The sequence below is a fragment of the Tessaracoccus zhenghani genome, assembly GCF_055326325.1.
Genome location: NZ_JBUZNQ010000011.1, coordinates 1 through 26,867 on the forward strand (window position 1 = coordinate 1; position 26,867 = coordinate 26,867).

Annotated in this window: 21 protein-coding genes and 1 riboswitch; of the genes, 13 read left to right on the forward strand and 8 right to left on the reverse strand. The window is 68.3% G+C overall.

Translation table 11 applies throughout. The annotated features are described in order from the left end of the window. The 3 genes from ACZK4S_RS14460 to ACZK4S_RS14470 form a co-directional block, all read right to left on the reverse strand. On the reverse strand, positions 1 to 4,271 hold a 4,271-nt coding region (locus tag ACZK4S_RS14460; RefSeq protein ID WP_463644761.1), incomplete at its 3' end, for a CLIPPER-2 domain-containing protein. Between the two features lie 677 nt (positions 4,272 to 4,948). Further along, on the reverse strand, positions 4,949 to 9,319 hold the full coding sequence (locus ACZK4S_RS14465) for a CLIPPER-2 domain-containing protein (RefSeq protein ID WP_463644762.1): 4,371 nt from the start codon (positions 9,317 to 9,319) through the stop codon (positions 4,949 to 4,951). 444 nt (positions 9,320 to 9,763) lie between these two features. Then, positions 9,764 to 10,510 carry a class F sortase gene (locus ACZK4S_RS14470; protein WP_143571038.1) on the reverse strand — a complete coding sequence of 249 codons (747 nt, stop codon included), beginning with the start codon at positions 10,508 to 10,510 and terminating at the stop codon, positions 9,764 to 9,766. A gap of 179 nt (positions 10,511 to 10,689) precedes the next feature. Between ACZK4S_RS14470 and ACZK4S_RS14475 the strand changes: the two genes are divergently transcribed. After that, a complete protein-coding gene (locus ACZK4S_RS14475) occupies positions 10,690 to 11,130 on the forward strand; it encodes an Hsp20/alpha crystallin family protein (protein ID WP_076063374.1) in 441 nt (146 codons plus the stop codon). Positions 11,131 to 11,222: 92 nt separating this feature from the next. Next, positions 11,223 to 11,783: a protein-L-isoaspartate O-methyltransferase family protein gene (locus tag ACZK4S_RS14480; RefSeq protein WP_076063376.1), complete on the forward strand. Its 561-nt coding sequence runs from the start codon at positions 11,223 to 11,225 to the stop codon at positions 11,781 to 11,783. Between the two features lie 12 nt (positions 11,784 to 11,795). Here the strand turns inward: ACZK4S_RS14480 and ACZK4S_RS14485 are convergent, their stop codons facing one another. Further along, positions 11,796 to 12,743, reverse strand: a complete 948-nt coding sequence (locus ACZK4S_RS14485; protein ID WP_076063379.1) for a sugar-binding transcriptional regulator — start codon at positions 12,741 to 12,743, stop codon at positions 11,796 to 11,798. Between the two features lie 84 nt (positions 12,744 to 12,827). Here ACZK4S_RS14485 and ACZK4S_RS14490 point away from each other — a divergent pair, with 84 nt between their 5' ends. Next, complete coding sequence (locus ACZK4S_RS14490; RefSeq protein WP_463644763.1) at positions 12,828 to 14,438, forward strand: alcohol dehydrogenase catalytic domain-containing protein; 1,611 nt, start codon at positions 12,828 to 12,830, stop codon at positions 14,436 to 14,438. A 6-nt stretch (positions 14,439 to 14,444) separates the two neighbouring features. On the opposite strand, the gene hslR is transcribed toward ACZK4S_RS14490, so the two are convergent. Then, complete coding sequence (gene hslR / locus ACZK4S_RS14495; protein ID WP_182762975.1) at positions 14,445 to 14,810, reverse strand: Hsp15 family ribosome-associated heat shock protein; 366 nt, start codon at positions 14,808 to 14,810, stop codon at positions 14,445 to 14,447. Positions 14,811 to 14,892: 82 nt separating this feature from the next. On the opposite strand from hslR, the gene ACZK4S_RS14500 reads away from it, so the two are divergent. Beyond that, complete coding sequence (locus ACZK4S_RS14500) at positions 14,893 to 15,582, forward strand: SDR family NAD(P)-dependent oxidoreductase (protein WP_463644764.1); 690 nt, start codon at positions 14,893 to 14,895, stop codon at positions 15,580 to 15,582. 1 nt (position 15,583) lies between these two features. Here the strand turns inward: ACZK4S_RS14500 and ACZK4S_RS14505 are convergent, their stop codons facing one another. Further along, positions 15,584 to 15,913, reverse strand: a complete 330-nt coding sequence (locus ACZK4S_RS14505; RefSeq protein ID WP_463644765.1) for a plasmid stabilization protein — start codon at positions 15,911 to 15,913, stop codon at positions 15,584 to 15,586. A gap of 89 nt (positions 15,914 to 16,002) precedes the next feature. Then, positions 16,003 to 16,112, forward strand: a riboswitch (TPP riboswitch). Here ACZK4S_RS14505 and ACZK4S_RS14510 point away from each other — a divergent pair. From ACZK4S_RS14510 to ACZK4S_RS14520, 3 genes are all read left to right on the forward strand, one after another. Next, positions 16,103 to 17,443 (forward strand): MFS transporter, encoded by a 1,341-nt coding sequence (locus tag ACZK4S_RS14510; protein WP_463644766.1) that lies wholly within the window; start codon positions 16,103 to 16,105, stop codon positions 17,441 to 17,443. It overlaps the preceding riboswitch by 10 nt. Beyond that, a complete protein-coding gene (gene thiM / locus ACZK4S_RS14515) occupies positions 17,440 to 18,213 on the forward strand; it encodes a hydroxyethylthiazole kinase (protein ID WP_463644767.1) in 774 nt (257 codons plus the stop codon). The genes ACZK4S_RS14510 and thiM overlap by 4 nt, the downstream gene beginning before the upstream one ends. Then, positions 18,210 to 18,866, forward strand: a complete 657-nt coding sequence (locus ACZK4S_RS14520) for a thiamine phosphate synthase (protein WP_463644768.1) — start codon at positions 18,210 to 18,212, stop codon at positions 18,864 to 18,866. Before thiM ends, ACZK4S_RS14520 begins: the two co-directional genes overlap by 4 nt. 5 nt (positions 18,867 to 18,871) lie before the next feature. On the opposite strand, the gene ACZK4S_RS14525 is transcribed toward ACZK4S_RS14520, so the two are convergent. Beyond that, positions 18,872 to 19,765, reverse strand: a complete 894-nt coding sequence (locus ACZK4S_RS14525; protein ID WP_463644769.1) for an oxygenase MpaB family protein — start codon at positions 19,763 to 19,765, stop codon at positions 18,872 to 18,874. Positions 19,766 to 19,890: 125 nt separating this feature from the next. Here ACZK4S_RS14525 and ACZK4S_RS14530 point away from each other — a divergent pair, with 125 nt between their 5' ends. The 5 genes from ACZK4S_RS14530 (at position 19,891) to galE (ending at position 24,784) form a co-directional block, all read left to right on the forward strand. Next, complete coding sequence (locus tag ACZK4S_RS14530; RefSeq protein WP_076063400.1) at positions 19,891 to 20,367, forward strand: cupin domain-containing protein; 477 nt, start codon at positions 19,891 to 19,893, stop codon at positions 20,365 to 20,367. Between the two features lie 155 nt (positions 20,368 to 20,522). Next, a complete protein-coding gene (locus tag ACZK4S_RS14535) occupies positions 20,523 to 20,984 on the forward strand; it encodes a MarR family winged helix-turn-helix transcriptional regulator (protein ID WP_463644771.1) in 462 nt (153 codons plus the stop codon). Then, positions 20,977 to 22,275 carry an MFS transporter gene (locus ACZK4S_RS14540; RefSeq protein WP_463644772.1) on the forward strand — a complete coding sequence of 433 codons (1,299 nt, stop codon included), beginning with the start codon at positions 20,977 to 20,979 and terminating at the stop codon, positions 22,273 to 22,275. Before ACZK4S_RS14535 ends, ACZK4S_RS14540 begins: the two co-directional genes overlap by 8 nt. 15 nt (positions 22,276 to 22,290) lie before the next feature. Continuing rightward, positions 22,291 to 23,670, forward strand: coding sequence for an L-serine ammonia-lyase (locus tag ACZK4S_RS14545; protein ID WP_463644773.1), 1,380 nt, complete (start codon positions 22,291 to 22,293; stop codon positions 23,668 to 23,670). 97 nt (positions 23,671 to 23,767) lie between these two features. Then, the gene (gene galE / locus ACZK4S_RS14550; protein WP_076063409.1) at positions 23,768 to 24,784 is read left to right on the forward strand and encodes a UDP-glucose 4-epimerase GalE; all 1,017 of its coding nucleotides are present in this window, start codon (positions 23,768 to 23,770) and stop codon (positions 24,782 to 24,784) included. A 69-nt stretch (positions 24,785 to 24,853) separates the two neighbouring features. Here the strand turns inward: galE and ACZK4S_RS14555 are convergent, their stop codons facing one another. Further along, a complete protein-coding gene (locus tag ACZK4S_RS14555; protein ID WP_463644774.1) occupies positions 24,854 to 25,723 on the reverse strand; it encodes a hypothetical protein in 870 nt (289 codons plus the stop codon). A 125-nt stretch (positions 25,724 to 25,848) separates the two neighbouring features. On the opposite strand from ACZK4S_RS14555, the gene ACZK4S_RS14560 reads away from it, so the two are divergent. Next, entirely contained in the window at positions 25,849 to 26,859 is a 1,011-nt protein-coding gene (locus tag ACZK4S_RS14560; protein ID WP_076063414.1) for a LacI family DNA-binding transcriptional regulator, read from the forward strand. Positions 26,860 to 26,867 lie beyond the last annotated feature (8 nt).

The window sequence follows — 26,867 nt, forward strand, 5'->3', positions numbered from 1 at the left end:
AGCGTCACGTTGCCGGTGTTGGTGGCCACGAACGTGTAGGTGATCACGTCACCCACCGCGTCGTAGGTCTCCACATTCGCCGTCTTGACCAGATCGATGTCGGGCAGTTGGCTGGCCGGCACCGTCTCGTCGTCGGTGTCGGTCACCGGCTCACCGGCAGGCGGGGTGCCCTCGGTGGTGGCGGTGTTGTCCACAGAACCCGCGTCCAGATCGGCCTGGGTCACCGCGTAGGTGGCCGAGCACTCCATCGAGGCACCCGGAGCCAACGTCGTCGGCTGGGCCGGGACGCAGGTGAGCCCGGACATGCCGGGAAGCGGATCGACGATGGTGACATTGGTCAGCGTCACGTTGCCGGTGTTGGTGGCCACGAACGTGTAGGTGATCACGTCACCGACCGCGTCATAGCTCGCCACATCGGCGTCCTTGGTCAGCTCGATCGCAGGCGACTGGGTGCCGGGGACGGTCTCGTCGTCGGAGTCGGTGACATCGTCGCCGACCGGCGGGGTGCCGGTGGTGGTGGCGGTGTTGTCCACCGAACCGTTGTCCAGGTCGGCCTGGGTCACCACGTAGGTGGCAGTGCAGGTCATCGAGGCTTGCGGAGCCAACGTCGCGGGCTGGGCCGGATCACAGGTCAGTGCCGAGAGGCCCGGGAGCGGATCCGTGATGATCACGTCTGTGAGCGTCACGTTGCCGGTGTTGGTGGCCACGAACGTGTAGGTGATCACGTCACCCACCGCGTCGTAGGTCTCCACATTCGCCGTCTTGACCAGATCGATGTCGGGCAGTTGGCTGGCCGGCACCGTCTCGTCGTCGGTGTCGGTCACCGGCTCACCGGCAGGCGGGGTGCCCTCGGTGGTGGCGGTGTTGTCCACAGAACCCGCGTCCAGATCGGCCTGGGTCACCGCGTAGGTGGCCGAGCACTCCATCGAGGCTTGCGGAGCCAACGTGGTGGGCTGGGCAGGCGTACAGGTGAGGTCCGACAGGCCCGGGAGCGGATCAGAGATCGTCACGTTCGTGAGGGTCACGTTGCCCGTGTTGGTGGCCACGAACGTGTAGGTGATCACATCACCCACCGCGTCATAGCTCGCCACATCGGCGTCCTTGGTGAGCGAGATGGCCGGGAACTTGTCGCCGGTGACCGTCTCGTCGTCCGTGGCCGTCACATCCTCACCCGCCGGCGGCGTGCCGGTGGTGGTGGCGAGGTTGTAGATGGAACCACGGTCAAGGTCGCTCTGACCGATGGTGTAGGTCGCAGTGCAGGTCATGGTGGCATCCGGCGCCAGGGTGGAACCCTGGACCGGGGCGCAGACCAGCGCCGAAAGGCCCGGCAGCGGATCAGCGATCGTCACGTTGCTCAGGGTCACGTTGCCGGTGTTCGTCGCCACGAAGGTGTAGGTGATCTCGTCACCCACCGCGTCGTAGGTGGCAGGATCAGCCGACTTGACCAGCGTGATCGCAGGAGATACATCCGCCGGGACGGTCTCGTCAGCGGTGTCGGTCACATCGTCGCCCACCGGCGGCGTGCCGGTGGTGGTGGCGGTGTTGTCCACCGAACCGTTGTCCAGATCGTCCTGGGTCACCGAGTAGGTGGCCGTGCAGGTCATGAACGCTTGGGGAGCCAAGGTGGTGGGCTGGGCAGGCGTACAGGTGAGGTCCGACAGGCCGGGCAGCGGATCCTCGATCGTCACGTCCGTGAGGGTCACGTTGCCGGTGTTGGTGGCCACGAAGGTGTAGGTGATCACATCACCCACCGCGTCGTAGCTCTCCAGGTCGGCTTCCTTGGTGAGCGAGATCGCCGGGAAGCGTTCTCCGGTCACCGTCTCGTCGTCATCGTCCGACACCGGGTTGTCCGAGGGATCGGTGCCGGTGGTGGTCGCGGAGTTGTAGATGCTGCCCGCGTCGAGATCGAGCTGGGTGACGGTGTGTGTATCGGTCACCGTGCAGGATGCGCCCGGAGCCAGCGTTGCGGCGCAGGGCTCGTCCACGAGGCCGAGCATGGCGTCATCGATCGTCACGTCCGTGAGGGTCGACTGGCCGGTGTTGGTCGCGACGAGCGTGTAGGTGATGACGTCCCCGACAGCGTCGTAGGTTGTCGGCAACGCCGTCTTCGTGAGGGTGATGTCCGGCACGCAGAGGGTGGCCTTCGCGCTGGACGTCTGCTGCGTCTCCGTGATGGTGGCGGTGTTGGTGTACACCTTGCACGCGTCGGCCTCAGCGTCGGCCGCGAGGTTGCGGGTGTAGCTGAACGTGGCCGTCAGGCCATCCACAGTGGCGTCGGGAGCGGTGATCGAGCCGCCGCCGGCTGCCGCGGAGACGGTGCCGAGCGGGCTGGTCGCTCCGCCGAAGGTGTCGGTGACGGTGATGGACTGGTTGACGCGGGCGCCGGCCGAGAACGCATAGTTCGCGGTGCCGGTGGTCGTGGCGTCATCCGAGCCGGTGGGGTAGGCGGTTTCCCAGTTGGCCTTGCTCACCCTGAGGGTGGCGGTGTTGGTGCCGCTGAGCGGGATGTCGCCCAACTGCCCGTCACTGGTGCACGTGTAGTTGTACGTGGTGGTACCAACGGGCAGGTCGAGGTTGCCGGTGCCTTCGGCCACGCCGGCGACGGTGCAGTCCATCCCCGGGGCCAGCTGATCGGTCAGGGCGACCTTCATGGCGACATCCGGGTTGTTGACGGTGATGACACCGCTCAGCGAGTAGTTGGAGCGTTGCACTCCGGCCAGCGAGACGTCGACGTCGTAGCCGGCGACCACTGGAGCGGTGCCGTCGACGTGATAGGTGACCTCCTTGACGCCGTCGATGGTCTTCTCGATGGCCCACACGTAGGTTTCGGTGAACGTGGCGACGGCGGTCTTGGACACCGTCGGCACCTGCGGATCTGCGAACTGCAGGGTGGCACCGGCGCTGAGCGTGACCGTTGCGGTCTTGGTGCGGTCTGCGGCTGCGGGGAGCAGGTAACCGGTGGGCGGCGTGATCTCCTCGACGGTGTACTGACCGTTCTTGGCCTCGTTGAACTTGATGATGCCGGCGGTGGCGGAGTCGTCGCCCGCACCGTTGTCGGTGATGGTCACGGACGCCACGCTGCGGTTGCGCGGATCCGGCGAGATCCGGAAGGTGGCGCCCCCGATGAGGTCACCGTCCATGTCGCGCTTCTCGATCTGGAAGCTGGGGCACGGGTTGACGTCGATGGGGCCGGTCAGGAAGTCCTTCAGAGCGGAGCCGAGGGTGGCAGCCGCCGTGGAACGCAGGTACATCGAGTTGAACGCCAGGCGTCCGCACTCGACCTCGCCACCGCCTGGGACCAGCGCGCTCAGGTTGAAGGTGAACTCGGCAGTGTCGCCCGAGGTGTTGTATGTGAAGGCGCTGCTCGGGACGGTGATCTGGACCCACGAGGAGCCGTTCCACTCGTAGACGACGGGCTGGGAGAAGCCTCCGTTGGTGGACGTGGTGAACGCGAAGCGCAGGTCGCCGACAGTGCGGTTGGGGATGGGCGTACCGTTGCCGTTGACGGTGTTGGGCGCCTGGTTGAGCTCCAGGTAGAAGCCGCCGTCGCCCTGGCCGGAGAAGCGGTTGAAGCCGAAGTAGAGGATGGGGTCGCCGTTGACGTACGCCACGTCGACGCCGGCGCTCACGAGGTCGGTGCTCTGACCGGTGCCGCCGAACTCCTGCTGCCAACTGCTCAGCGCGCCGTCCTCCTTGGAGCCCTGGGTGAACATGTTGTCCGGCGAACTGCCACAGGCGTCGTCGACGTACTCGGGAGTGCCGGACCAGGCGATGGGCGTGAACCGGTCGCGGATGCAGGTCGCGGTGGCGAGCACGCCGATCTCGGCTGCAGGCGCCACCTGCGCCTCCTGCAGGAGGGGGGCCTCGGGCGCCGCGGGCTCGGAGGCCGCGGGCTGCGCCGTCGTGGGATCGGCCTTCGTGGGGGCCGTCTGGGCCGGCTTCTGCGTCACGGGCTCGGCCGTCTCCGCAGCGGGAGCAGAGGGTTCAGTGGCCGGGGCAGGCTCCTCCGTCACCACGGGCTCCGGCGTGGTCTCCTCGACCACCTCGACGGGGACCGGTTCGGCGCTGGCCGGCTCCTCCGACGTCGCGGCTTCCGGCGCAGAAGAAGACGCTGGTGTCTCCTCCGCCGTTACCTGGACTGTTGTCGGGCTCTCCGCCGCCACTTCGCTGAGGGTCACGGAGCCCTCCGCCAGCGCGATTGCCGCCGGCGATTCGGGTTGGGTGCTCTCGGTATCGGCCTGGGCACCCAGGACCCCCATCAGTGGGAGCACCAGGATGAATGCGGACCAGGTGGAGAGAAGCCTCCACGTACGGTTCCGCCACGAATGATGACTTGTGGTGTGCGACTGCCCAGGCATGTGACTTCCTCTTTCGGATCTCCTGGGGAGCAGCGGCTCTGCGCGCCTTCTGCTTCCCCGGGGATGGCCGAGGGAGGTCACTTCGAATTTAGGAGGAAAGCGGCCACGGATCTGGTGACAACCAGTTCCACACAACCGTCCCCCGAGGTCGAAAGGTTCCCCCCTTGTTACCCCTTAGGAGGCACTGTAGGGCACCTTTGCGCTTCTGTCTCGGAGAAAACGTAAGGAAGTTTCTATTTTTCAGACCACTCAGGACTTTCACAGGATCCGCAAAGCGTCCGCCACCCGGCCCCGAACCCTCGCATTCACGCGTAGAACGCACAGGGTGGCCAGGATCGGAGAAAGAAACGCAGTCGAGCCCCGCGAAGGCTGTCACCCGTTTAGCCGACACGTACCTCCGAATTACGCAACGCATTTACGTCACGTAAGTTACTTTTGTCACTGAGCCTCCCGCCGTGACTTTTGTCACAGTGAACCGCCCCTGCGTCAATAGACGCAGGGGCGGCCCTGTTCGATCCAGTCGAGGCCGGACCCGGCATTCCTCCCTGGAGGGACGGGGGGGACGGACCCTACCCGGGAGGTTTCACGCCTCAGCTACGGCGACGCTTCCTGCCTGCCATCGCCGCGGCACCGCCGGCCAGCGCGAGGAGCGCCACGCCGGTGAGCACCAGCCCGGAATCGGGACCGGTACCTGTGGGATCACCACTCCTGACCATCGGCTTCGGAGCCGGGGCCATGGGGCGCGGTGCCGGTGCAGGGGTGGGCTCTGCCGGCACCTGGTGATCGTCCTGATCCGTCACGGGCTTGTCGTCAGGCGTGAGGCCTGTCGTCGTCGCCAGGTTGAGAACCTTGCCCGCCGCCACGTCGGCGGCCGTGACCACGTAGGCCGCAGTTGCGGCGCAGGTGGTGGATTCACCCGGATCCAGCTCTGTCACCGGGCAGGTGACGGAGATACCCGCAGCCATCAGCTTGGGATCATCGACGCGGACGTCGGTCAACAGCGTCTCACCGGTGTTGGTCACCGTGAAGCTGTACATGATCCGGTCGCCGAAGCGGACGGGGCCAGCCTTGTCGGCATGCTTCACCAGGTCGATCCCAGGCGTCAGGACGGGCTCGGACGGGGTCGGAGCCTCGACCAGGGCGTCGTCCTCGTCGGTCACGATCTCGTCATCCGGCGCCGTTCCCTCGACCACGGCGATGTTGTGGATGAACTCGGCATCGAGATCCGCCTGCGTCACTTCGTGCTTCAACTCGATGACGCATTCCTCCCCCGGAGCCAACGACTCGGCGCACAACGCGTCTTCGACGCCGAACATCTCGTCGTCGATGACCACGTTGGTCAGCGTGACGTTGCCGGTGTTGGTGGCCAGCAGGGTGTAGGTGATGATCTCGCCAACTTCGGCGTATTCCTCGCGGTCAGCCGTCTTCACCAGCGAGATCGCCGGATTCTGGTCACCCGGAACCGTCTCGTCATCGGTGTCCGTCACATCCTCACCCTCCGGCGGCGTGCCGACGGTGGTGGCGGTGTTGTCAACGGAACCGTTGTCGAGGTCTGCCTGGGTCACCTCATAGGTGGCCGTGCATTCCATCGACTCCCCCGGAGCCAACGTGCCCGGCTGCGCCGGATCACACGTCAGGTCCGAAAGGCCCGGCAGCGGGTCGGTGATCGTCACATCGGTGAGCGTCACGTTGCCCGTGTTGGTGGAGACGAACGTGTAGGTGATGAGGTCACCCACCGCGTCGTAGCTCTCCACGTCGGCCGTCTTGACCAGGTCGATCGCCGGGAACTGGTCGCCGGTGATGGTCTCGTCATCGGTGTCGGTGACATCCTCACCCTCCGGCGGCGTGCCGACGGTGGTGGCCATGTTGTAGACCGAGCCGGCGTCGAGATCCGCCTGCGTCACCGTGTAGGTGGCGGTGCATTCCATCGACTCCCCGGGGTCAAGCGTGGTCGGCTGCGCGGGATCGCAGACGAGCGTGGACATGCCCGGCAGCGGGTCGGTGATCGTCACATCTGTGAGGGTCACGTTGCCGGTGTTGGTGGCCAGGAACGTGTAGGTGACGAGGTCACCCACTGCGTCATAGGTCGCGACGTCCGCAGTCTTGACCAGGCTGATCGCCGGCATCTGCTCTGCAGGCACGGTCTCGTCATCGGTGTCGGTCACATCCTCACCCTCCGGCGGCGTGCCGACGGTGGTGGCGGTGTTGTCAACGGAACCGTTGTCGAGGTCTGCCTGGGTCACCTCGTAGGTGGCGGTGCATTCCATCGACTCCCCCGGAGCCAACGTGGCGGGCTGGGCCGGATCACACGTCAGGTCGGAGAGGTCCGGCAGCGGGTCCGTGATCGTCACATCGGTGAGCGTCACGTTGCCCGTGTTGGTGGAGACGAACGTGTAGGTGATCACGTCGCCCACCTCGTCGTAGCTCTCCACGTCCGCCGTCTTGACCAGGTCGATCAACGGGAGCTTGTCGCCGGTGATCGTCTCGTCATCGGTGTCGGTCACCGGCGGGCCGCTCGGCGGGGTGCCGACGGTGGTGGCCACGTTGTAGACCGAGCCCGAGTCGAGATCCGCCTGCGTTACCGCGTACGTGGCGGTGCACTGCATCGACTCTCCCGGATCCAGCGTCGTCGGCTGCGCGGGAACGCAGACGAGGGCGGACAGGCCGGGTAGCGGATCAGAGATCGTCACGTTCGTGAGGACGGACTGGCCGGTGTTGGTGGCCAGGAAGGTGTAGGTGATCACGTCGCCGACCGAGTCGTACGTGGTGGGCGAAGCGGTCTTGGTCAGCGTGATGTCCGGCACACAGACCGTGGCCTCGGTTTCCGAGGTCTGCTGGGTCTGGGTGATGGTTGCCGTGTTGTCGTACACCGCGCACTCGTCGCCCTGGGTGTCGGGCGCGAGGTTCCTGGTGTAGGTGAACGTCGCCGTCGTCCCGGACACCGTGGCGGTGGCCGTGGTGCCCACTGCGGTGACCGCGGTGCCGGCGTCATTGGCCGTGACGGTGCCGAGCGTGGTGGTCGAGCCGTTGAAGGTGTCGGTGACGGTCACGCTCTGGTTGGTCTTGGTCGACGAGGCGAACATGTAGTCGGCCGTGGCGGTGACCGTGGCATCATCTGCGCCGGTCGGGAACGCGGTGGCCCAGTTCGCCTTGCTGACCTTCAGCGTGGCGGTGTTGGTGCCGCTCAGCGGAACATCACCCAGCTGCCCGTTGCTGATGCACGAGTAGTTGAAGGTGCTGGTTCCGATGGGCAGCTCGACATTTCCGGTGCCGGCGGCCACGCCGGTGACGGTGCAGTCCATGCCCGGAGCCAGCTGGTCGGTCAACGAGGCTTTCAGTGCGACATCCGGGTTGCTGACGGTGATGACACCGGTCAGTGAGTACGCCGAGCGCTGCACCTCGACGAGCGACACCTCAACCTCGTAGTTGGCGACGACCGGGGCCTCGCCTCCCACGTGGTAGGTCACTTCCGTCTCACCGTCGACGGTCTTCTCGATGGCCCACACGTAGGTCTCGTGGAAGGTGGCGACGGCGGTCTTGGTCATGGTGGGGACCTGCGGGTCGACGAACACGACGCTCACGTCGTCGGTCAACCCGACGGTGACCTGCTGTGTGCGGTCCGCCAGGGCGGGCAGCAGGAAGCCGGTGGGCGGCGTGATCTCTTCGATCGTGTACACGCCGTTCTTGGCCTCGTCGAACCGGATGATGCCGAGCGTGTCGGAGTCGTCGCCCGCGCCGTTGTCGGTGACGGTCACCGAGGCGATGCTGCGGTCACGCGGGTCAGGCGAGATGCGGAAGGTCGCGCCTCCGACGAGGTCGCCGTCCATGTCACGCTTCTCGATGTCCAGGCCAGGGCAGGCGTCGACATCGACAGGCCCGGTGAGGAAGTCCTTCAGCGCGGAGTTCGCCGACGACGAAGCCGTAGAACGCAGGAAGAGGGAGTTGAACGACAAGCGGCCACACTCGACCTCGCCGCCGTCGGGAACGAGCGCCGTCAGGTCGAACGTGAACTCGGCGGTGTCGCCACTGGTTTCGTAGGTGAAGGCCGAATCAGGGACGGAGACCTGCACCCAGCTGTCGCCGTCCCACTCGTAGACGGTGACGCTCGAGAAGCCGCCGCCGGTGGACGTGGTGAACGCGAACCGCAGGTCGCCCACCGTGCGATCAGGCACCACTGCGCCCTGATCGTTGACGATGTTCGGCTCCTGGTTCAGCTCGAGGTAGAAGGCACCATCGCCCTGGGGCGAGTAGCGATTGAATCCGAAGTACAGGATGGGATCACCGTCGACATAGGCGATGTCCACCGCTGCGCTGACGAGGTCCGTGCTCTGACCCACACCGGCGTTGTCCTGGGTCCAGGTCGACGGGGGATCCGGCTCCTGGGAACCCTGCACGAACACGTCGTCGGTGTCGTTGCCACAGGCGTCGTAGACGAACGACGGCGAACCGCTCCAATCGATGGGCGTCACAGCGTCCCTGTTGCAGTCGTCGGTGGCCAGGACGCCGATCTCGGCTTCCGGGGCGGCGAGCGGTGCGGTTTCGTCGAGCGCGGGAAGCTCGCCCTCAGGAGCAACGGCGACCGACGGGGCCGCCTCTTCCTTCACGGGCTCTTCCGGTGCGGCCTCTTCGGCGGGAGCCGGCGCTTCTTCAACGGGCGCCGCTTCCTCGACCACGGGGGCCGGCTCTTCGCTCACCGGTTCCGGCGCCGGTGCGGGAGCCGGCTCTGGTTCGGGCGCGGTCTCCTCAACCACCTCAACGGGCACCGGCTCCTCTGCCTGCGGTGGCGCTGGCTCTTCGAGCGGCGGCGCCTCTTCACTCACTGACGGTTCCGGCGCGGCTGGAGTCTCCTCCGGCGCAGCCTCCGTCAGGGTCACGGTGGGGGATTCCTCGGCCATCGCAGCGACGGCGGAGGTCACCTCCCCCGTTGCGTCAGTATCGGCCTGCGCTCCGAGCATTCCCATCAGCGGGAGTACGAGGATGAACGCGGACCAGGTGGAGACCACTCTCCACGTGCGGCTTCGCCATGGAACATGGCCTAATGTGTGCGACTGCCCAGACATCAATCTTCCCCACTTCGGTCTGCGGGGGCCGCGGCAATCGGCGCCGCAGCTGCCCCGGGATCGGCCCGGGAGGCGTGTGTCGAACGTCGGGGAATGACCGTTGTGTCAGTAGATGTCCCCCACGATGGACGGTGCCCCCCTTTAAACCCTTGTTCAGCACCATATGCCACGCCGGGGGCGTTTGTCGCCACCTTTTAGTAATGAACTTTCAGGCAATTCCTTACGTGCCTGCGAAGTATTGAGCGGCTGGTCAGCGCATTGATCAGGGGCTTGGCGGACGCAGATGAGCCATGGCCGGAAACAGACATCGCGCTCACTGCCGCTACTTCACGGAGTTACGCCTGGCTACGACACCGGAACGGCGGTCACGACGATGTTGTCGGAGTAGATCCAGCCGCGGCTCGTCCGGATGAAATCCCCACCGCAGGTCACCAGGTGGAGCCGGCGTTCGCCGTCTGTTGCGAAGAGCCTGTCCGGGAGTTCGGTCTGGCGGTACAGGTGCACGCCGCTGACCACCCACTCCTGGCGTCGGCCCCGGTCGTCCCAGGTGCTGATGCTGGCGCCCGGTTCGACCTCCCCCAGGTAGTAGAGAGCGCCGCGGTCCCCGCTGTAGACGACATGGCCGGCGAGGAGAGTGGACCCGGTGCCGGCCCGCAGCGGCTGGACGGTGTTGAGAAGGCCCACCTTCGAGAGGTTGCGCGGCAACGTCATGGCGTTGTCCGCGGAGACTCCCTGGTTCACAATGCCGGCATCCACGTAGATCGACGGGATCTGGAGTCGACTGACGAAGCTTCCGCCACCGTCACCATCGGCCGGAGGTTCCTCGACCGGCTCGGTACGCACGAACGGCCCCAGTTCAGCCTTGGCCTCTTCCTCGATCACGAGCGGCTCGACGTCGGGGGCCGCCGACGGCCTGGCCGCGATGGCCTCCTCGGCGCTCATGGAGAACTGCCGGCTGGGTTCCGGGGTCTCCTCCGGCGGACGTTCCTGGAGCCCGGACCAGACGAGGTACCCACCGCCCATGGTCAGTGCCACGGCGAGCAGCACCCACAGGCCTGCCCGCCACCCCCTGCGGCGCGTCGCTCCAGTCACCAACCCAGCCTAACGCGGGGAGCGAAGCGCGACAGTCGCCCAGACGGAGGGAACGAAGTCAGACGGAGGGAACGAAGTTGAGCGCGGTTGACTCAACTCGGACTTGACTACCGACACGCACGGATTAAACTTGAGTCCAAGAGGCTCAACCCAGAGCTGCACACAGAGAAAGGGAAACCATGGCACGCACGTTTGATCCGTTCCGCGACATGGAGCGCCTGTTCGAGCAGCGCTCCACCTCCCAGCCGGGCATGAACATGGATGTCTATCGTTCGGCCGATCACTTCGTGGCCGAGATCGACCTGCCTGGCGTTGACCCGTCGAGCATCGACATCGACATCGACGACCGCACGCTCACCATCCGCGCCGAGCGCCAGAGCAAGGCCGCGGAGGACACCCAGTGGCTGACGCGGGAGCGCGCCACCGGGACGTTCGCCCGCCAGTTGATGTTGGGACGCGGCATCGACGCCGGCAAGATCGAGGCCGACTACACCGACGGCGTCCTCACCGTCATGCTGCCGGTGGCTGAGGAGTCGAAGCCGCGCAAGGTGTCCGTCGCCCATTCCGGCGGTCAGCGCGAGATCCGCTCGGAAGTTGTCGAGGAGGGCAGCGAGGGCTGATCCCTCCTGCTGGAGTTGCCACGGGGCGCCGCACACCACGTGCGGCGCCTCTTTGTCACCCCCTGCGCAGCGCGACGGGGCAGACTGGAGACATGACGAAGCTCGACGACGCATTCGACGTGGTGGCGCGCGCCGACTTCCTGCCGCCGAAGGTCAAGCCCTTCGCTGATCTGGACAGGGCGCTGGCGATCGGTCACGACGCGACCAACTCGCAACCCTGGACGGTGCGCTACATGCTGGAGCATCTGGACCCGCAACCCGGAGACAAGGTGCTCGACGTGGGCAGCGGCTCGGGCTGGACCACCGCCCTGCTCGCCTACCTGGTGGGTGAGAGCGGCTCGGTCGTCGGCGTGGACATCGTGCCTGAGCTGGTGCAGATGGGTCGCCTGCACATGGACAACCGGTTTCCGTGGGCGCGCTTCGAGGAGGCGGAGGAGGGTGTGTTGGGCTGGCCCGAATCTGCGCCCTACGACCGGATCCTGGTCTCGGCCGACGGCGGGAGCGTTCCGGAGGACCTGGAGGCGCAGCTCGCCCCCGGCGGCCGGATGGTGCTGCCCGCGTCGCAGCGCATCATCATCGTGGCGAAGGACGCCGACGGGAAGCTGACGCGCAACGCCGCCGCCGGGATGTTCAGCTTCGTGGAGTTGCGGTAACCGGCTCGGTACTCAGCCGGCGAGGAGCGCCTGCGCGGTGGGCTCGTCGGTGACCAGGGCCGTGATGAGCCGGCCGCGGATCGCGCCGCGGATGGCGCCCACCTTCTCCACACCGCCGGCGACCCCGACGACGTTGCTCATCTCCCGCAACTCGTCCAGCCCCAGTCCGATGCGCCGCTCGGACCACGGGGTGGCGACCACCCGGCCCTCCGCGTCGTACCACTCCCCCAGCATGTCGCCCACCGCTCCACGCGCGGCGAACCCGGCCACCTCCTCGTCGGTGGTCACCCCCGCCAGGACAGCTGATCCGCCGGGGGTCGCCGACCCCATCCCCGTCAGCGTCACGACGGCGGACCGGGCCAGGTCCAACACCTCGCGGACAGCCTGCTCGTCGGCCAGCGCGCTGGCCATCTCGGCGCTCGAGACCAGCAGCGGTGCGGGCACGGTGCGCAGCCGGCGCAGCACCCCCGGGGAGCGGGTGAGCACGTCGTCGATCCCGCTCAGCTCACCGGCGCAGGCGACGAACTGCACACCGTCGAGCGACTCCTCGGACAGCTCGACCAGTGCACGGGCCACCGAATCGCCCCAGGAGACGCCGACGACGGCGCCGGGGTGCAGGTGTCGCCTGGCGTAGGCGGCCAGCGCAGCGGCGACGCGCTCGTTGGTGCGCTCGCGCGAGAGCCTGCCCTCAGCGGTGGGGACCACGATGACGTCGGTCAGCCCAGAGGCCTCTTTCAGCCTGGTGGCCAGCTGCATGGCGGCGAGGTACTGCGAGTCCATCTCGATGCGCACGATCCCGTGCTGGCGGGCCGCTTCGAGTAGCCGGCCGACGGTCTGGCGCGAAACGAACAGCCGCTTGGCCACCTGCGCCTGTGTGAGGTCGTCCTCGTAGTAGAGCCAGGCGGCACGCACGACGAGGTCGAGGTCGTTGGGCGTGGGGGTCAGCACCTTGGTGAGCATATGCCCAGTTCGCGCGGACAGCCTTCCTTCGGACGGCAACGCGCCTAGATTTGATCCGTAGCACTCAGAGAAAGGGTGTCCCTCGTGACCCAGATTCCCGCCCTGCAGCATGCCATCCAGTTCGTCGGCGTCGACGAGATCGTGCTGAACACCGAGAAGCCCGTCGACGAGGTCGGCCCGCATCAGATGCTCCTCCAGGTGGAGGCGTGCGGCATCTGCTTCTCCGACACCAAACTGCTCCACGCCTTCGACTCCCACCCCCGCAAGGCCGAGGTGGTCAAGGGCATCGACCTCGACGCGCTGCCGGAGATCCCGTCGTACCACCCCGGCGCCGCTCCGGTCGTACCGGGGCACGAGCCCGTGGGCCGCATCGTCAAGGTGGGCGACCAGGTCACGCACTTCGCCGTGGGCGATCGAGTGCTCGTGCAGGCCGACTGGAAGCACCTGCGCACCGCCAAGTCGAACGGCGCCTTCGGGTACAACTTCGACGGCGCCCTGCAGGAGTACGCCCTGATCGACGAGCGCTGCGTCGTGGCGCCCAACGGTGAGGAGTTCCTGATCCACGTCTCCGACGGCCCGTCCGCGGCCGCGGTGGGTCTCATCGAGCCCTGGGCCACCGTCGAGGGCTCCTACGCGTGGGCAGAGCGCGACCATCTCAAGGACGGCGGTCGCCTCCTGGTCGTGAGCGACGGCGAGCCCACCGGGCTGGACGCGCTCACCTCGGCACACGTGCCGGCAGAGACCGTCTCCGTGACTCCGGGCGAGGTCGCCTCGCTCGAGGGCCAGGTGTTCGACGACATCATCTACTACGGCTCAGACCCTGAGGTCATCGAGGCCACGGCGCCGCTGCTCGGCACGCGCGCCACCTACTGCCTGGTCCTCGGCGGCGGGACGATCGGCCGCAAGGTGGCCCTCGACATCGGCCGCGTGCACTACGACTTCATCCGCTTCGTCGGCACCACCGGCGACGACCCGGCCGACGGCTACGCCTGGGTGCCGGCCAACGGCGAACTGCGCGCCGGCGACAACGTCGCCATCATCGGCGCAGCGGGCCCCATGGGCATGATGCACACCATCCGCGCCGTCACCTCCGGGGTGGAGGGCATCCGCGTCACCGGCACAGACCTCAGCGACGACCGGCTGACGCACCTGTCGCGCACCGTCGATCCCATCGCCGCCGGCCGTAGCGTGCCGATCACCTACGTGAACACCGGCGACGAGGAACTGCAGCACGGTTTCACGCACATCGCGTGCATGGTGCCCGTCCCGGCCCTGGTCAGCCAGGCCGTGGACCTCGCCGGCGAAGGGGCGATCCTCAACGCCTTCGCGGGCATCCCCGCCGGCACCCTGGGCGACTTCGACCTCCAGGGCATCGTCGAGCGCCGCATCTTCATTCTGGGCACCTCAGGCTCGGATGTCTCGGACATGCGCACAGTGCTGCGCAAGATCGAGGAAGGCATCATCGACACCCACATCAGCCTGGACGCCGTGACCGGCATGAAGGGTTTCCAGGACGCGATCGACTCGGTGATGAACCGCACCAGCGGCGGCAAGATCATGGTGTACCCGATGCTGCACGACCTCGAGCTGACGCGTCTGGTGGACATGCCGGAGAAGCTTCCGCATGTCGCCGCGAAGCTGAACAACGGCGTCTGGACCAAGCAGGCCGAGGAGGCGTTGCTGGCCGGCGCCTAGCCGACTCTAGTGGCCGCGGAGCTGCTCGATCGCCCGGCGTTCACGCTTGGTCGGGCGGCCGGCTCCGCGGTCGCGCACCGCCACGCGGCCCACCATCTCCGGGATGGGTGGCGGCTTCTCGGGCGTCCGGTCGATGTAGGCGGCCTGCGCCAGCGGCGCGCTGACCCGCTTGGCCAGACCGGGGTCCACCACCTCGAGGATCTTCTCGTCCTGGTCCTTACGCACCCGGATGACCTGGCCCGCCACCACATGCTGCGACGCCTTGGGCAGCAGGTCGTTCACCCTCACGTGCCCGCCGCGCACGGCCGAGGTTGCGAGCGAGCGGGTCTTGTACACGCGCACCGCCCACAGCCAGGCATCCAGTCGGGTCATGCGCTGATCCTAATCGCCCGGTCAATGGGCCTCGGGGAGGCCCGGTACGGTGGCGACGAGAGACCTGCCAGAAAGGAACCCCATGACCAGAAAAGCCATCGTCACCGGCCACAGCAAGGGCCTCGGTGCCGCGCTCGCCTCGCAGTTGGAGGCCGACGGCTGGGCCGTCCTCGGCGTGTCGCGCTCTGCCGGCGCCCAGGTGGACCTGGGGTCGGCGTCGGAACTGGCCGCGTGGCTGGAATCCGGCGCACTCGCGGAGTTCCTGGCGGGCGCCTCGGACATCATCCTGATCAACAACGCGGGGGCGGTGTCGCCCATCGGCTTCGTGGGCACGCTGGACCCGGCGGAGATCGAGCGGTCGGTCAACGTCAACGTGACCGCTCCCATCATCCTGACCGACGCCGTGGTGAGGCTGCGCACCGCTGGGGCGCCTCTGCGCGTGGTGCACATCAGCAGCGGGGCGGCGCGCCGCCCCCACGCCACGTGGAGCACCTACTGCGCGGGCAAGGCCGCCGTCGACATGCACGCCGTGGCGCTCGCCGAGGAGAACCTCGAGGGCGTGCGCGTGGCCTCCATCGCCCCGGGCGTGGTGGACACCCAGATGCAGGAAGCCATCCGCGGCACGGACTTCCCGGCGCGAGACCAGTTCCAGGCACTGAAGGACGAGGGCCGTCTGTCATCGCCAGACGAGGCGGCCCGCAGGATCATCACGCTGCTCAACCGCGCAGACTTCGGCGAGAAGGTCATCGCGGACGTCCGCGACGCCGGCTGATTCACTTCTTGTCGACTGCCTTCTCCAGCTCCGCCTTGTTCATCTTCGAGCGGCCCTCAATGTTCTTGCGCTTGGCCTCTTCATAGAGCTGGTCCCGGGTACGGCCACCCGGCCCCTTGTTGGAGCGGAGGCCACCGCGTCGGCCTGACGAGATGTCCTCCCGGGACAACCTGCTGGATTCCTTCGCCTCGCCTGCCCGAGCGCGCTCCTTGTTCACTGTGCGGGCGGCGATCTCCTCAGCCGTGTCCTCGTCCTCGCCGCGCTCCTCGAGGCCCTCCTTGATGTGCTCGTACTGCCGTTCGCGCTTGGCGCTCCATGCCTTGGGGCTCATCTCCACCTCCTGCTCGGTCCACCAACGCTACGGCGGCGTTCCACGTCCGGCTACCCCCTTTAGCGCGGGCCGACGGTGGGCTAGGGTGCTGCCATCCACGCGGGTGCCCTCGGCAGAGGGCTGAGATGGGGCTGATGCGGCCCGGACCGTCCGAACCTGTCCGGGTCATGCCGGCGAAGGAAGTGAACCATGTCACACACCCTTGCAATGCCCACCACCGCGCCCTCCCGGACGCTGCCTCCTGAGGGAAAGGCTGCGCTCCGCGGCGGCGTCCTGGGCAACTACGTCGACCAACTGCACATCTTCCTGCCACTCGTCGCGCTGGCCCCGGCCCTGACCGTGCTCGCGGGGCCGCATGCCGCGGCCACCACGGGCGCCATCGTCGTGATGGCGATGCTGCTCGGCCGCCCCATCGGGGGCATGGTCTTCGGCCAGATCGCCGACCGCCTCGGCCGCACCACGACGACGAAGGTCGCCATCGCCGGCACCGCGGCGTGCACGTTCGGCATCGCGGCCGTCCCCACACACGAGTCGATCGGAGGCGCGGCGATCATGATCGTCATCGCCCTGCGCTTCCTCGGCGGCATCTTCATCGCCGGGGAGTACTCAGCGGCGATCCCGCTCGCGATGGAGTGGTCGAAGCCGAGGCGCCGCGGCCTGTTCTCCGGCCTGATCATGTCGATGGCGCCGTGGGCGCAGGCCACCATCGCGTTCGCCACGGGCATCCTGCTGGTGGCGCTCGGGGCCGAGGACTACGCGGCCTGGGGCTGGCGGGCCTCCTTCGCGGCGGGCGGCCTGGCGTCGGTGGGGATGCTGATCTACTACGGGCGACACGTCACGGACGCGCCGGTGTTCCACCGCAGCCGCGCCACGGGGCGCAGGCTCGGGCTGCTGGAAGTGCTGACCGGCGCCTACGCACCCGCGTTCTGGCAGATGTTCGGCCTGATGAGCGGTTTGTGGTTCCTGACCAACACCACCGTGATCATGCTGACGCCCCGGCTGGGCACCGACGTGGGGCTGGCGCCCACGAGCGTGAGCCTGGTGATGGGGTGCGCCGCCGTCGGTCAGGCCATCGTGATGGGTGTCACGGGGCACCTTTCCACCGTGCTGGGCCGCCGGCGGTTCTTCGTCATCTGGGGAGTGCTCGCGGCGGTGTCGGCGCCGCTGTTGTGGCTGGCGATCATGAGCGGCCCGGCCGTGTGGCTGATCGCCGTGTGCGCCGTCGCCCTGCAGGTGCTGACCGTCACTGCCTACGGCCCAGTGGGCGCGTACCTGTCGGAGCGCTTCCCCACGGCCGTGCGGGCCACGGGTTACGGCACGGCCTACAGCGTGTCCATCGTCATCCCGGCCCTGTACCCCTTCTACCTGCCCACGCTGGAGGGCTGGTTCGGGCGCGACACCGCCGTCGTGGGCCTCATGGTGTTGGGCGGCGCTCTCGTCGCGGTGTGCGGCGCGGTGGGCCCGGCCCTGCGGCCGCGGGAACTCACAGACGACCTCGAGGCTGTCGCCTCCCGTCAGGTGGCCGCATGATCGCCGACGTCATCACGGCCGTGCGCGAACGGGCGCCGCTGGTGCACTGCCTGAGTGCGGCGGTGTCGATGAACTTCGTCGCCGACGCCCTGCTCGCCGCGGGCGCGCGGCCCATGATGACCGAGACGTCGGAGGAGGCGCCGTCGATGGTGGAGGTGGCCGACGCGCTGCTGATCAACCTCGGCACCCTGTCCTCCGACGGTATGGCGGGCATCCCCGCCACCGTCGCCAGGGCCCACTCGCTGGGCACTCCCTGGGTATTGGACCCGACGGCGGTGGGGATCGCGCCGGTCCGCACGCCGCTGGCCCGCCGGTTGCTGTCCGAGGCGCCGGCCGTGGTCCGCGGCAACGCCTCGGAGATCCTGAACGTCGCGGGCACCGGGGTGACGGGGCGGGGCGCCGACACCGCGCACACGCCTGAGCAGGCTGCGCAAGCGGCGACCCTGTTGGCTCGGGCCTCCCACGCCGTCGTCGCGGTGTCGGGACCGCGCGACCTCATCACCGACGGTGAGCGCAGGGTCGGCGTCACCGCCGGGCACGCGCTGTTGACCCGGGTCACCGGAACCGGCTGCACGCTGGGCGCGCTCATCGCGGCGTGCGCCGCGGTGGCTGACCCGTTCGACGCGGCCCACGCGGCGACGGCCTGGCTGTGTCTGGCCGCCGAGGACGCGGCGGCCGTCGCTTCGGGGCCGGGGTCGTTCAAGGTGGCGCTGGTGGACGCGCTCGCCAACCTGGACGCGTCGGCAGCGGATGAAAGGGCAGCAGAATGATCGACCTTCGTTGCTATGTGATCACCTCCGGGAACGGACCGGACGTGGTGGCGACGGCCGCCGCGGCGGCCGGGGCCGGCGCCGGCGTGATCCAGGTGCGGGAGAAGCACCTCTCCGCGCGGGAGCTGCTGCGCCTGACGCTCGACGTGGGGCGGGCGGTGCACGAGGCCAACCCGTCGTCGAAGGTGGTGGTCAACGACAGGGTCGACGTGGCGCTGGCCGCGCTGAGGGAGTCGCCTGAGTGGGTGCAGGGGGTGCACCTGGGGCAGGACGACCTGCCGGCGGTGGCCGCGCGTGAACTGCTCGGGCCGGACGCGGTCATCGGCCTGACGACCGGCACGCTGGAACTCGTGCGCGCTGCGGACGAGCTCGCGGGGGTGATCGACTACGTCGGGTCCGGGCCGTTCAGGCGCACCCCGACGAAGGACTCGGGGCGCGAGCCCCTGGGTCTCGCTGGCTACCCGGCGATGGTCTCCGCGACCCGGCTACCAGTCGTCGCGATCGGCGATGTGCAGGCGGCGGATGCGCCGGCACTCGCCGAGGCGGGGGTGGCGGGGGTCGCCGTGGTGCGCGCCGTGATGGGTGCTGACGACCCGGCGGCCGTGGTCCGGGAGATCCTGGCCGCGCCCTTCGCTAGCTTCGCTCGTTCCTAGGGGGCTCAGGAGGCTGAAGCGCGGGGCGGCGCCCCCAACCGGTCGCGACGGGCTTCGGGAGTGAGCGCCCAGCGCACGATCGTCGTCGAGAAGCGGCCGAGGGGCTGACCGAACAGCACGTCGAACCACCGGCCCGCGGGGAGCCGCAGTTCGCGGCGCGCCCATGGCGGCAGGGTCGAGATGGCGCCGGCGGCCAGCATCCAGTAGCCGGGGCGGGCGGGCCAGGGCACGGGTGGGTTCTTGAGCAGGAAGTCCACGGTGTCGAGGGCCGGCGGCGAGGCGCGTAGTTCGGGCCGGTACTTCTCGATGGCGGCAAGCAGCTCAGCTTCCGTTCGCGGCAGGCTGACGGCGCCGAGCAGCTCACCGACGGGGGCCGCCTGCGCCACGTAATCATCGGTCTCCTGCTGGGTGAGCCGCCGGTCGCCGAAGTGCTGGAAGCTGGCGAGGAAGCTCTGGGTCTCCGCGATGTGGACCCACTCGAGGAGGTGGGGGTCCGAGGCCCGGTAGGGCGTGCCGTCGTCGGTCTTGCCGCGGACCCGTTCGTGCACGTCACGGATCCTGGCGATCAGCGCCTCCGCGGACGGGATGGGCCCGTACGTCGTCATCGCGATGAACTCGGATGTGCGCTGGAGGCGACCCCACGGATCCGACCGGTAGCCGGAATGCCCGGCGACGCCGGCCATGGCGGCCGGGTGCAGCGCCTGGAGCAGCAGTGCCCGGATGCCACCGGCGTACATCGCGGCGTCGCCGTTGACGTGCCAGATGACGTCCTCGCGGCTGTGCCACCGATCGCCCTCCGCGCCCCAGATGAGCGCGGCCTTGGCGTCGGCGTCCTCTCCCGCGACCCGTGAGCGCAGGGTGCGCCCCAGGAGTGACCGGAAGCTGGCGATCGGGTTCATCACCCCAGCCTACGTGGCTGCCGGCGGCGCACGGGCGCGTGGACCCCAGCCCCAGGGGTGGTCTTCACCCGCACCTGCGTCGGTTGTCGCCCGGCGCCGCTACTGTGTGCCAGTAGGAGGAAATCATGAAGATCACCGACAACGGGCCTCAGCCCAACGCGTTCGACATCGAAACCGCCACGCGGGAAAACACCAACTACCGCACGGTCGCCTGGACGGGGAAGTACTTCCAGGTGACCCTCATGTCCATCCCCGTGGGGGAATCCATCGGCCTGGAGATGCACCCCGAGACAGACCAGTTCCTGCGCATCGACGCGGGGGAGGGCAAGTGCGTGATGGGCCCGTCCAAGGACAACCTGGACTTTGAGCAGGAGGTGGAGGACGGCTGGTCCATCCAGGTTCCCGCCGGCACGTGGCACGACGTCCTGAACACCGGCCAGGAGCCCCTTCAGCTCTATGTCGTCTACGCCCCCACGCACCATGCGCAGGGAACCGTCCACGAGACGGCCGCCTTGGCGGAGGCAGACGAGGAGGCGGGCGGCGACGAGCCGCCGAGCTGGTCGCACCAGCCCGCGCCGGATGCTGAGGACAAGTCGGCCTGACGCCGGCCACTTCCACCGCACCATCAGCTGGCGGTTCCGCGCTCGAAGACGAGCGCGGGACCGCCAGTTCGTTCATTCTGTGGACTCCCCATCCTTGGTATTTTGATTAGCTGAGGTAATGAGCTAGGGTAACTTCCGGTCCACGAAAGGAACCCGTGACGAATACCGCACCCACTTCGGCCGGCAACGCGACCGCGCCCCTCGATAAGCCCGCCCTCGCCAACGACCTCCGACTCGCCTGCCAGCGCATCGCGCGCCGCGTCCGGTTCGAGTCCACCAGCGAGCTGCCTCCCCACCTCTTCTCGGTGTTGGCCCGCGTCAATCGCGTCGGCCCCCAGACCCCCACCCAGCTGGCAGAGGACGACCGCGTCAGCACGCCGTCGATGACCCGCACGCTGAACGCCCTCTGCGAGCGCGGCCTCGTGGAGAAGCGGCCCCACCCCCACGACGGGCGCCAGGTGCTCATCCATTCGACGGAGGCCGGTGACGAGGTGGTCCAGGAGACGATCGCGCACCGCGACCTCTGGATGCTCACCCACATCGATTCCCTCGACGACGACAAGTTGGCGCTCTTGAGGAAGGCCGCCGACCTCCTCCTGGAGGTGTCGCATGCCTGAGATCACCACCCGCTGGCGCACATTCGCCTCGTTCGCGGTGCGCAACTACCGCTTCTTCTTCGTCGGCGCCCTGGTCAGCAACCTGGGCACCTGGATCCAGCGCATCGGGCAGGACTGGCTGGTGCTGACCGAGCTGACGGACAACTCCAGCACCGCGCTGGGCATCGTTACGGCGCTGCAGTTCCTCGCCATCCCGCTGCTCGCCCCCTACGCGGGGTCGGTGGTGGACCGCTTCGACAAGCGCAAGGTGCTCGTCATCTCACAGCTCGCGCTCGCCGCCACCGCGCTGGCCCTGTGGGGTCTGGTGGCCACAGGCACGGTGCAGCTCTGGCACGTCTACGTCTTCGCGCTGATCACCGGCGCCATCACCGCGTTCGACAACCCCGCGCGGCAGTCGTTCGTGTCGGAGATGGTGCCGCTCAAACTGCTACCCAACGCGGTGGGGCTCAACTCGACCTCGTTCAACGGGGCGCGGCTCATCGGCCCCGGCCTGGCCGGCGTCCTGGTGGCCGCCGTCGGCGTGGGTCCCACGCTGCTGATCAACGGGCTCAGCTTCTTCGCCTTCATCGCTGCGCTGTGGTTGATGCGCGCAGACGAACTGCACCCCGCGCCCATGGTGAAGGCGCGTGGCGCTGCCATGGACGGCCTGCGGTACCTGGGCGGCCGGCCGGACATCATCGTGCTACTGGTGGTGGTCTTCATGCTGGGCACGTTCGGCATGAACTTCCAGATCTTCAACGCCACCATGGCCACAGAGGTGTTCCACGCCGGAGCCCGCGAGTTCGGCCTGCTCGGCACGATCATGGCCATCGGCACGCTCGCCGGGGCACTCGGCGCCACGCGGCGGGCGAACCCGACGCTGCGCACCGTGCTGATGGCCCTGACGGGCTTCGCGGTGAGCACCTTCGCCCTGACGTTCGCGCCCAACTACACCGTCTACGCGCTGCTCCTGATCCCCTCGGGCTTCTTCGCCCTCACGGTGATGACGACGGCGAACGCGGCGGTCCAGTTGTCCACCGCGCCTGAGTACCGCGGGCGCGTCATGGCGGTCTACGTCGCAATCTTCGCCGGCGGCACCCCGCTGGGTGCGCCGCTGATCGGCTGGCTCGGCGAGGTGCTCGGTCCCCGGGCGTCGGTGCTGGTGGCCTCCCTGGCCACGGGCATGGCCGTCATCGGGGTGCTGGCCTGGTTCATGGTGCACGACGGGCTGCGGCTGCACATCGAGCGGGGTCGTCCCCTCCGGATCCGCGCCACCCTGCCGTCCCGCCCCGCCTACGGAGGCGCGCGCTGAGGGTATCGTCGGTACATGGCGATCAGCGCGCTTGACCTGTTCAAGATCGGGGTGGGTCCCTCGTCGTCCCACACGATGGGCCCCATGCGAGCCGGCGCGCTCTTCCGCACCCAACTCCTCGCAAGCCCCGTGGTCGACGACGTGGCCAGGGTCCGCGTCGACCTCTACGGCTCACTCGCGGCCACGGGGCTGGGGCACGGGACGGACCGCGCCGTCGTCGCCGGGCTGCTCGGATTCCAGCCCCAGCGGGTTGATCCGGACGAGATGAAGGCGGCCGTGGACGCCGTGGTGCACGGCGACGGACTGATGTTCAAGGAGCGCCGGCTGCCGTTCGACTGGTCCACCGATCTGCTGTTCCACCGCGAATCCAAGCCATGGCACCCCAACGCCCTGACGGTCACCGCCCTCGGCGTCGACGGTGCGGAACTGATGACCAACACGTTCTACTCCATCGGCGGCGGGTTCGTCGTCGACGAGGCGCAGGCCGAGGCCGGTGAGACCGGGGTGGCGGACGTCACCGTCGAGTTCCCGTTCAGCACTTCTGAGGAGCTGCTGGCGTTGTGCTCGCTGCACGACCTGAACGTCGCCGAGCTGGTGGCCCGCAACGAACTGGCCTGGCGTCCGGAGGAGGAGACCAGGGCCGCGCTGCTGGAGATCTGGTCCGTCATGCGCGGCTGCATCGAGCGCGGCGTGCTGCAGGAGGGCTTCCTCCCGGGCGGGCTGCGCGTCCCGCGGCGGGCGCCGGACCTGTACCGCCACCTCGTCTCCCGCGACGACGCCCCCAACCTGATCACCCGCACCTTCTCAGCCATGGACTGGGTCAACCTCTACGCGCTGGCCGTCAACGAGGAGAACGCGGCCGGCGGCTGCGTCGTGACGGCACCGACGAACGGTGCCGCCGGCATCATCCCCGCGGTGCTGCAGTACTACATGAAGTTCCAGACCGGCGCCCGGGACGAGGACGTGGTGGATTTTCTGCTGGCGGCCACCGCCGTCGGGGTGCTGCTGAAGATGAACGCCTCCATCTCCGGCGCCGAAGTGGGGTGCCAGGGTGAGGTTGGATCCGCCTGCGCGATGGCAGCCGCTGGCCTGGCCCAGGTGATGGGCGGCTCGCCTGCCCAGGTGGAGAACGCAGCGGAAATCGGGCTCGAACACAACCTCGGGCTGACCTGTGACCCCATCGGCGGGCTGGTGCAGGTGCCCTGCATCGAACGCAACGCCATGGCGTCGGTCAAGGCCATCAACGCGGCGCAGCTGGCGCTCAACGGGGACGGGCGGCACCGCGTGACGCTCGACCAGGCCATCCGCACCATGCGCGATACCGGGCGCGACATGCTCAGCAAGTACAAGGAGACCTCGGAGGGCGGCCTCGCGGTCGCCTTCATCGAGTGCTGACGCGGGCTGAGCGATTCGCTCAAGCGGAGACCCGCACCGCTCAGCGTCCGCTGCACAGGTCTAGAGTTGGGGCTGAACCCGAGGAGGAACCCCACCCATGCGCGTGCTCGTCACCGGTGGCGCCGGCTACATCGGCTCCCACACCACACTTGCCCTTCTTCAGGATGGTCACGACGTCCTGGTCGTCGACGACCTGTCCAACAGCTCCGAGGAGTCGCTGCGCCGCGTCGCAGACCTCGCCGGGCGCGAAGCCCAGTTCGTCGAGGCCAATGTGCGCGACGCGGCGGCTCTCGACAAGGCCTTCGCCGATTTCCGACCCGATTCCGTGATCCACTTCGCCGGCTGGAAGGCCGTGGGCGAATCCACACAGATCCCGTTGACGTACTACCGCGAGAACATCGGCTCCACGATCACGCTGGTGGAGACCATGGCCAAGCACGGCTGCAACCGCATCGTCTTCTCCAGCTCCGCCACCGTCTACGGCGAGGAGTCGGAGCCCCCGTTCACCGAGGACGCGCCCACCGGCGCCACCAACCCGTACGGCCGCACCAAGCACATGCTCGAGCAGATCCTCGAGGACGCCTCGGCGGCCAACCCCGAGCTCTCGGTGGCGATCCTGCGGTACTTCAACCCCATCGGTGCCCACGAATCCGGCCGCATCGGCGAAGACCCCAAGGGCATCCCGAACAACCTGCTGCCGTTCGTGGCGCAGGTGGCCGCCGGTCGCCGCGAGAAGCTGATGATCTTCGGCGACGACTACGCCACCCCGGACGGCACCGGTCGCCGGGACTACATCCACGTGGTCGACCTGGCCGCCGGTCACCTCGCCGCGCTGAACTACCTCGGCGACCACACCGGCTACCACGTCTGGAACCTGGGCACCGGCCAGCCGTCCTCGGTCCTGGAGATCGTGCACGCGTTCGAGGCCGCAGCCGGCCAGGAGATCCCGTACGAGATCGTGGCCCGCCGCCCGGGCGATGTCGCCGAGAGCTACGCCAACGTCGACAAGGCGCACAACGAACTGGGCTGGCACGCGGAGAAGACCGTGGCCGACGCCTGCGCCGACACCTACCGCTGGCAGCACGACAACCCCAACGGGTTCGCTGCCGTCTGACGCAATGCAACTGAACGGGGGCCGGTGTGGATGATCCACACCGGCCCCCGAATTTGTCGACGGTGGCCTTCAGCCGGCGGAAGCTGCGGACCTGGCTCCGCGGCGGGTGTCGATGAGGCGCACGAGGACGCCCACGATCAGGGCGATCCCCGCGGAAATGAGCGAGCCCTGCAGCACAATCCAGAACCTCGCCCACGTCTGCTCGAAGCCCCCCACGGTGAGCGCCGCGTCGAGGACCACATGACCGGCCACGCCCACGGTGACGATGAGTAGCACCGCGAGCCAGGCGAGGATCCGGCGTGGCGTGTCCCACCCGAGGCGGCCGAGCGCGAGGCCGAGGCCGGCGGCCACCACATAGGGCACGTAGAGGATGGCCGCTGAACCCGTCTGGCCCACCACCGCGTACATCAGCCCCGTGAGCCAGTAGACCGTCGGGAGGTAGAGCAGACCCAATCCGACGGTCAAGGCGATGGGGCCTCGCATGAGCAGCCAGTAGGCCAGCACCGCGTAGCCGGAGTAGGCGGCGACGACGGCCATGGTCATCACGAGCATGGCTGGCGGGCTGGGGCTGAGGGCATTCCCGGAGAGGTCGACGAAGCTGACCACCACGAGCAGGGCCATGCCCACCGTCGCGACGAACGCCGCCGGGCCAGCCGCGACCGGCCCTCGCTTGGCGCGCCAGATCCTCAGGCCGAGCGCGGTGAAGGCAGCGGCCATGACGACGACCGAGACCGAGTTGTAGTAGCTGAACAGGTTCAAGGCCAGCCGGAACGGCCCGCCCGCAGAGGCGCCACGGAAGGCCTCACTCACCGCCATGGCCAGGTGCGGCAGGAGCGCCAGCAGCAACGCTGCGGCACCGATGACCAGCGAGCGCCACGGCGCGGTGGCATCCGCGCCGTCCGGCTGGACCGGGTCCTGGTTTCCAGTGGTTGCGCTCACAGGCGAGCCCCCTTCGTCACCCTCACCGTACCGGGGGTGCCGATAATGCGCGTTCCGGCTGCGTGTCTCTTCGTTCCCACCGGCCGGTGCGCATTCCGGGGGGTGAACGATGGAAGGATGAGTGCATGCCCCGCCCGACCATCAAGGACATCTCACGCATCGCGGGCGTCTCGCCCACCGCGGTCTCGTTTGCGCTGAACAACCGCCCAGGTGTCTCCGAGTCGACGCGGGCCCGCGTGCTGCAGGTCGCCCAGGAGATCGGCTGGCACCGGAGCGTCGCCGCCGCCGCGCTTTCCGCGGGGCGAGCGCAGGCAGTTGGCATGGTGCTGCCACGACCCACTGGTGAGTCCACGGGCGAGCGGTTCCTGATGCACCTCATAGCCGGGATCGAGGAAGTGCTGACCGCGCACGGGTTGGCCTTGGTGCTCCAGTTCATCGTTTCCCCCGAGGAGGAACTCGAAACCTACCGCCGTTGGCACTTCGAGCGCCGTGTCGACGGTGTGATCCTCACAGACCCCGTGATGGACGACCCCCGGCCGGCCATCCTGGAAGAATTGACGATGCCCGCCGTGTTGATCGGCTCGCTTCCTGGCAACGAACTGCCCAACGTACGTGTCGACGACGCCGCGGCCATGCGCTTCATCGTGGGCCACCTCGCAGCTCAGGGGCACCGGCGCGTCACGCACATCCCGGCTCCCACGAACCTGATCCACACCCTCAAACGGTCCGCCGCCTTTGCCGAGTCGTGCCGGGAACTGGGCATCGAGACCTTGCGGAGCGAGACCAACCCGGGCACCATCAACGCCGGCCAGGCCATCACGCACCAGTTACTCATGGCCGACAATCCACCCACGGCCATCATCTATGACAACGAGGGCCTGATGCTGGGCGGCCTTGGCGCGATCAATGCCATGGGCGTGCGGATCCCGGACGACGTGGCCATCGTGTCGTTCGAGGACTCCGCGTTGTGCCGGGTGACCTCCCCACCGATCACTTCGCTGGCCTACGATCCGGCCGGTCTGGGCGCGGAAGCCACCACTCTGCTGCTCGACCTCCTCGGCGGTGAAGAGCCACGGGAGGTAGTAGTGGCCGCGCCGACGATCCAGGTCAGGGGTTCGACCCAGACCCGGTCATAAGCTACCCG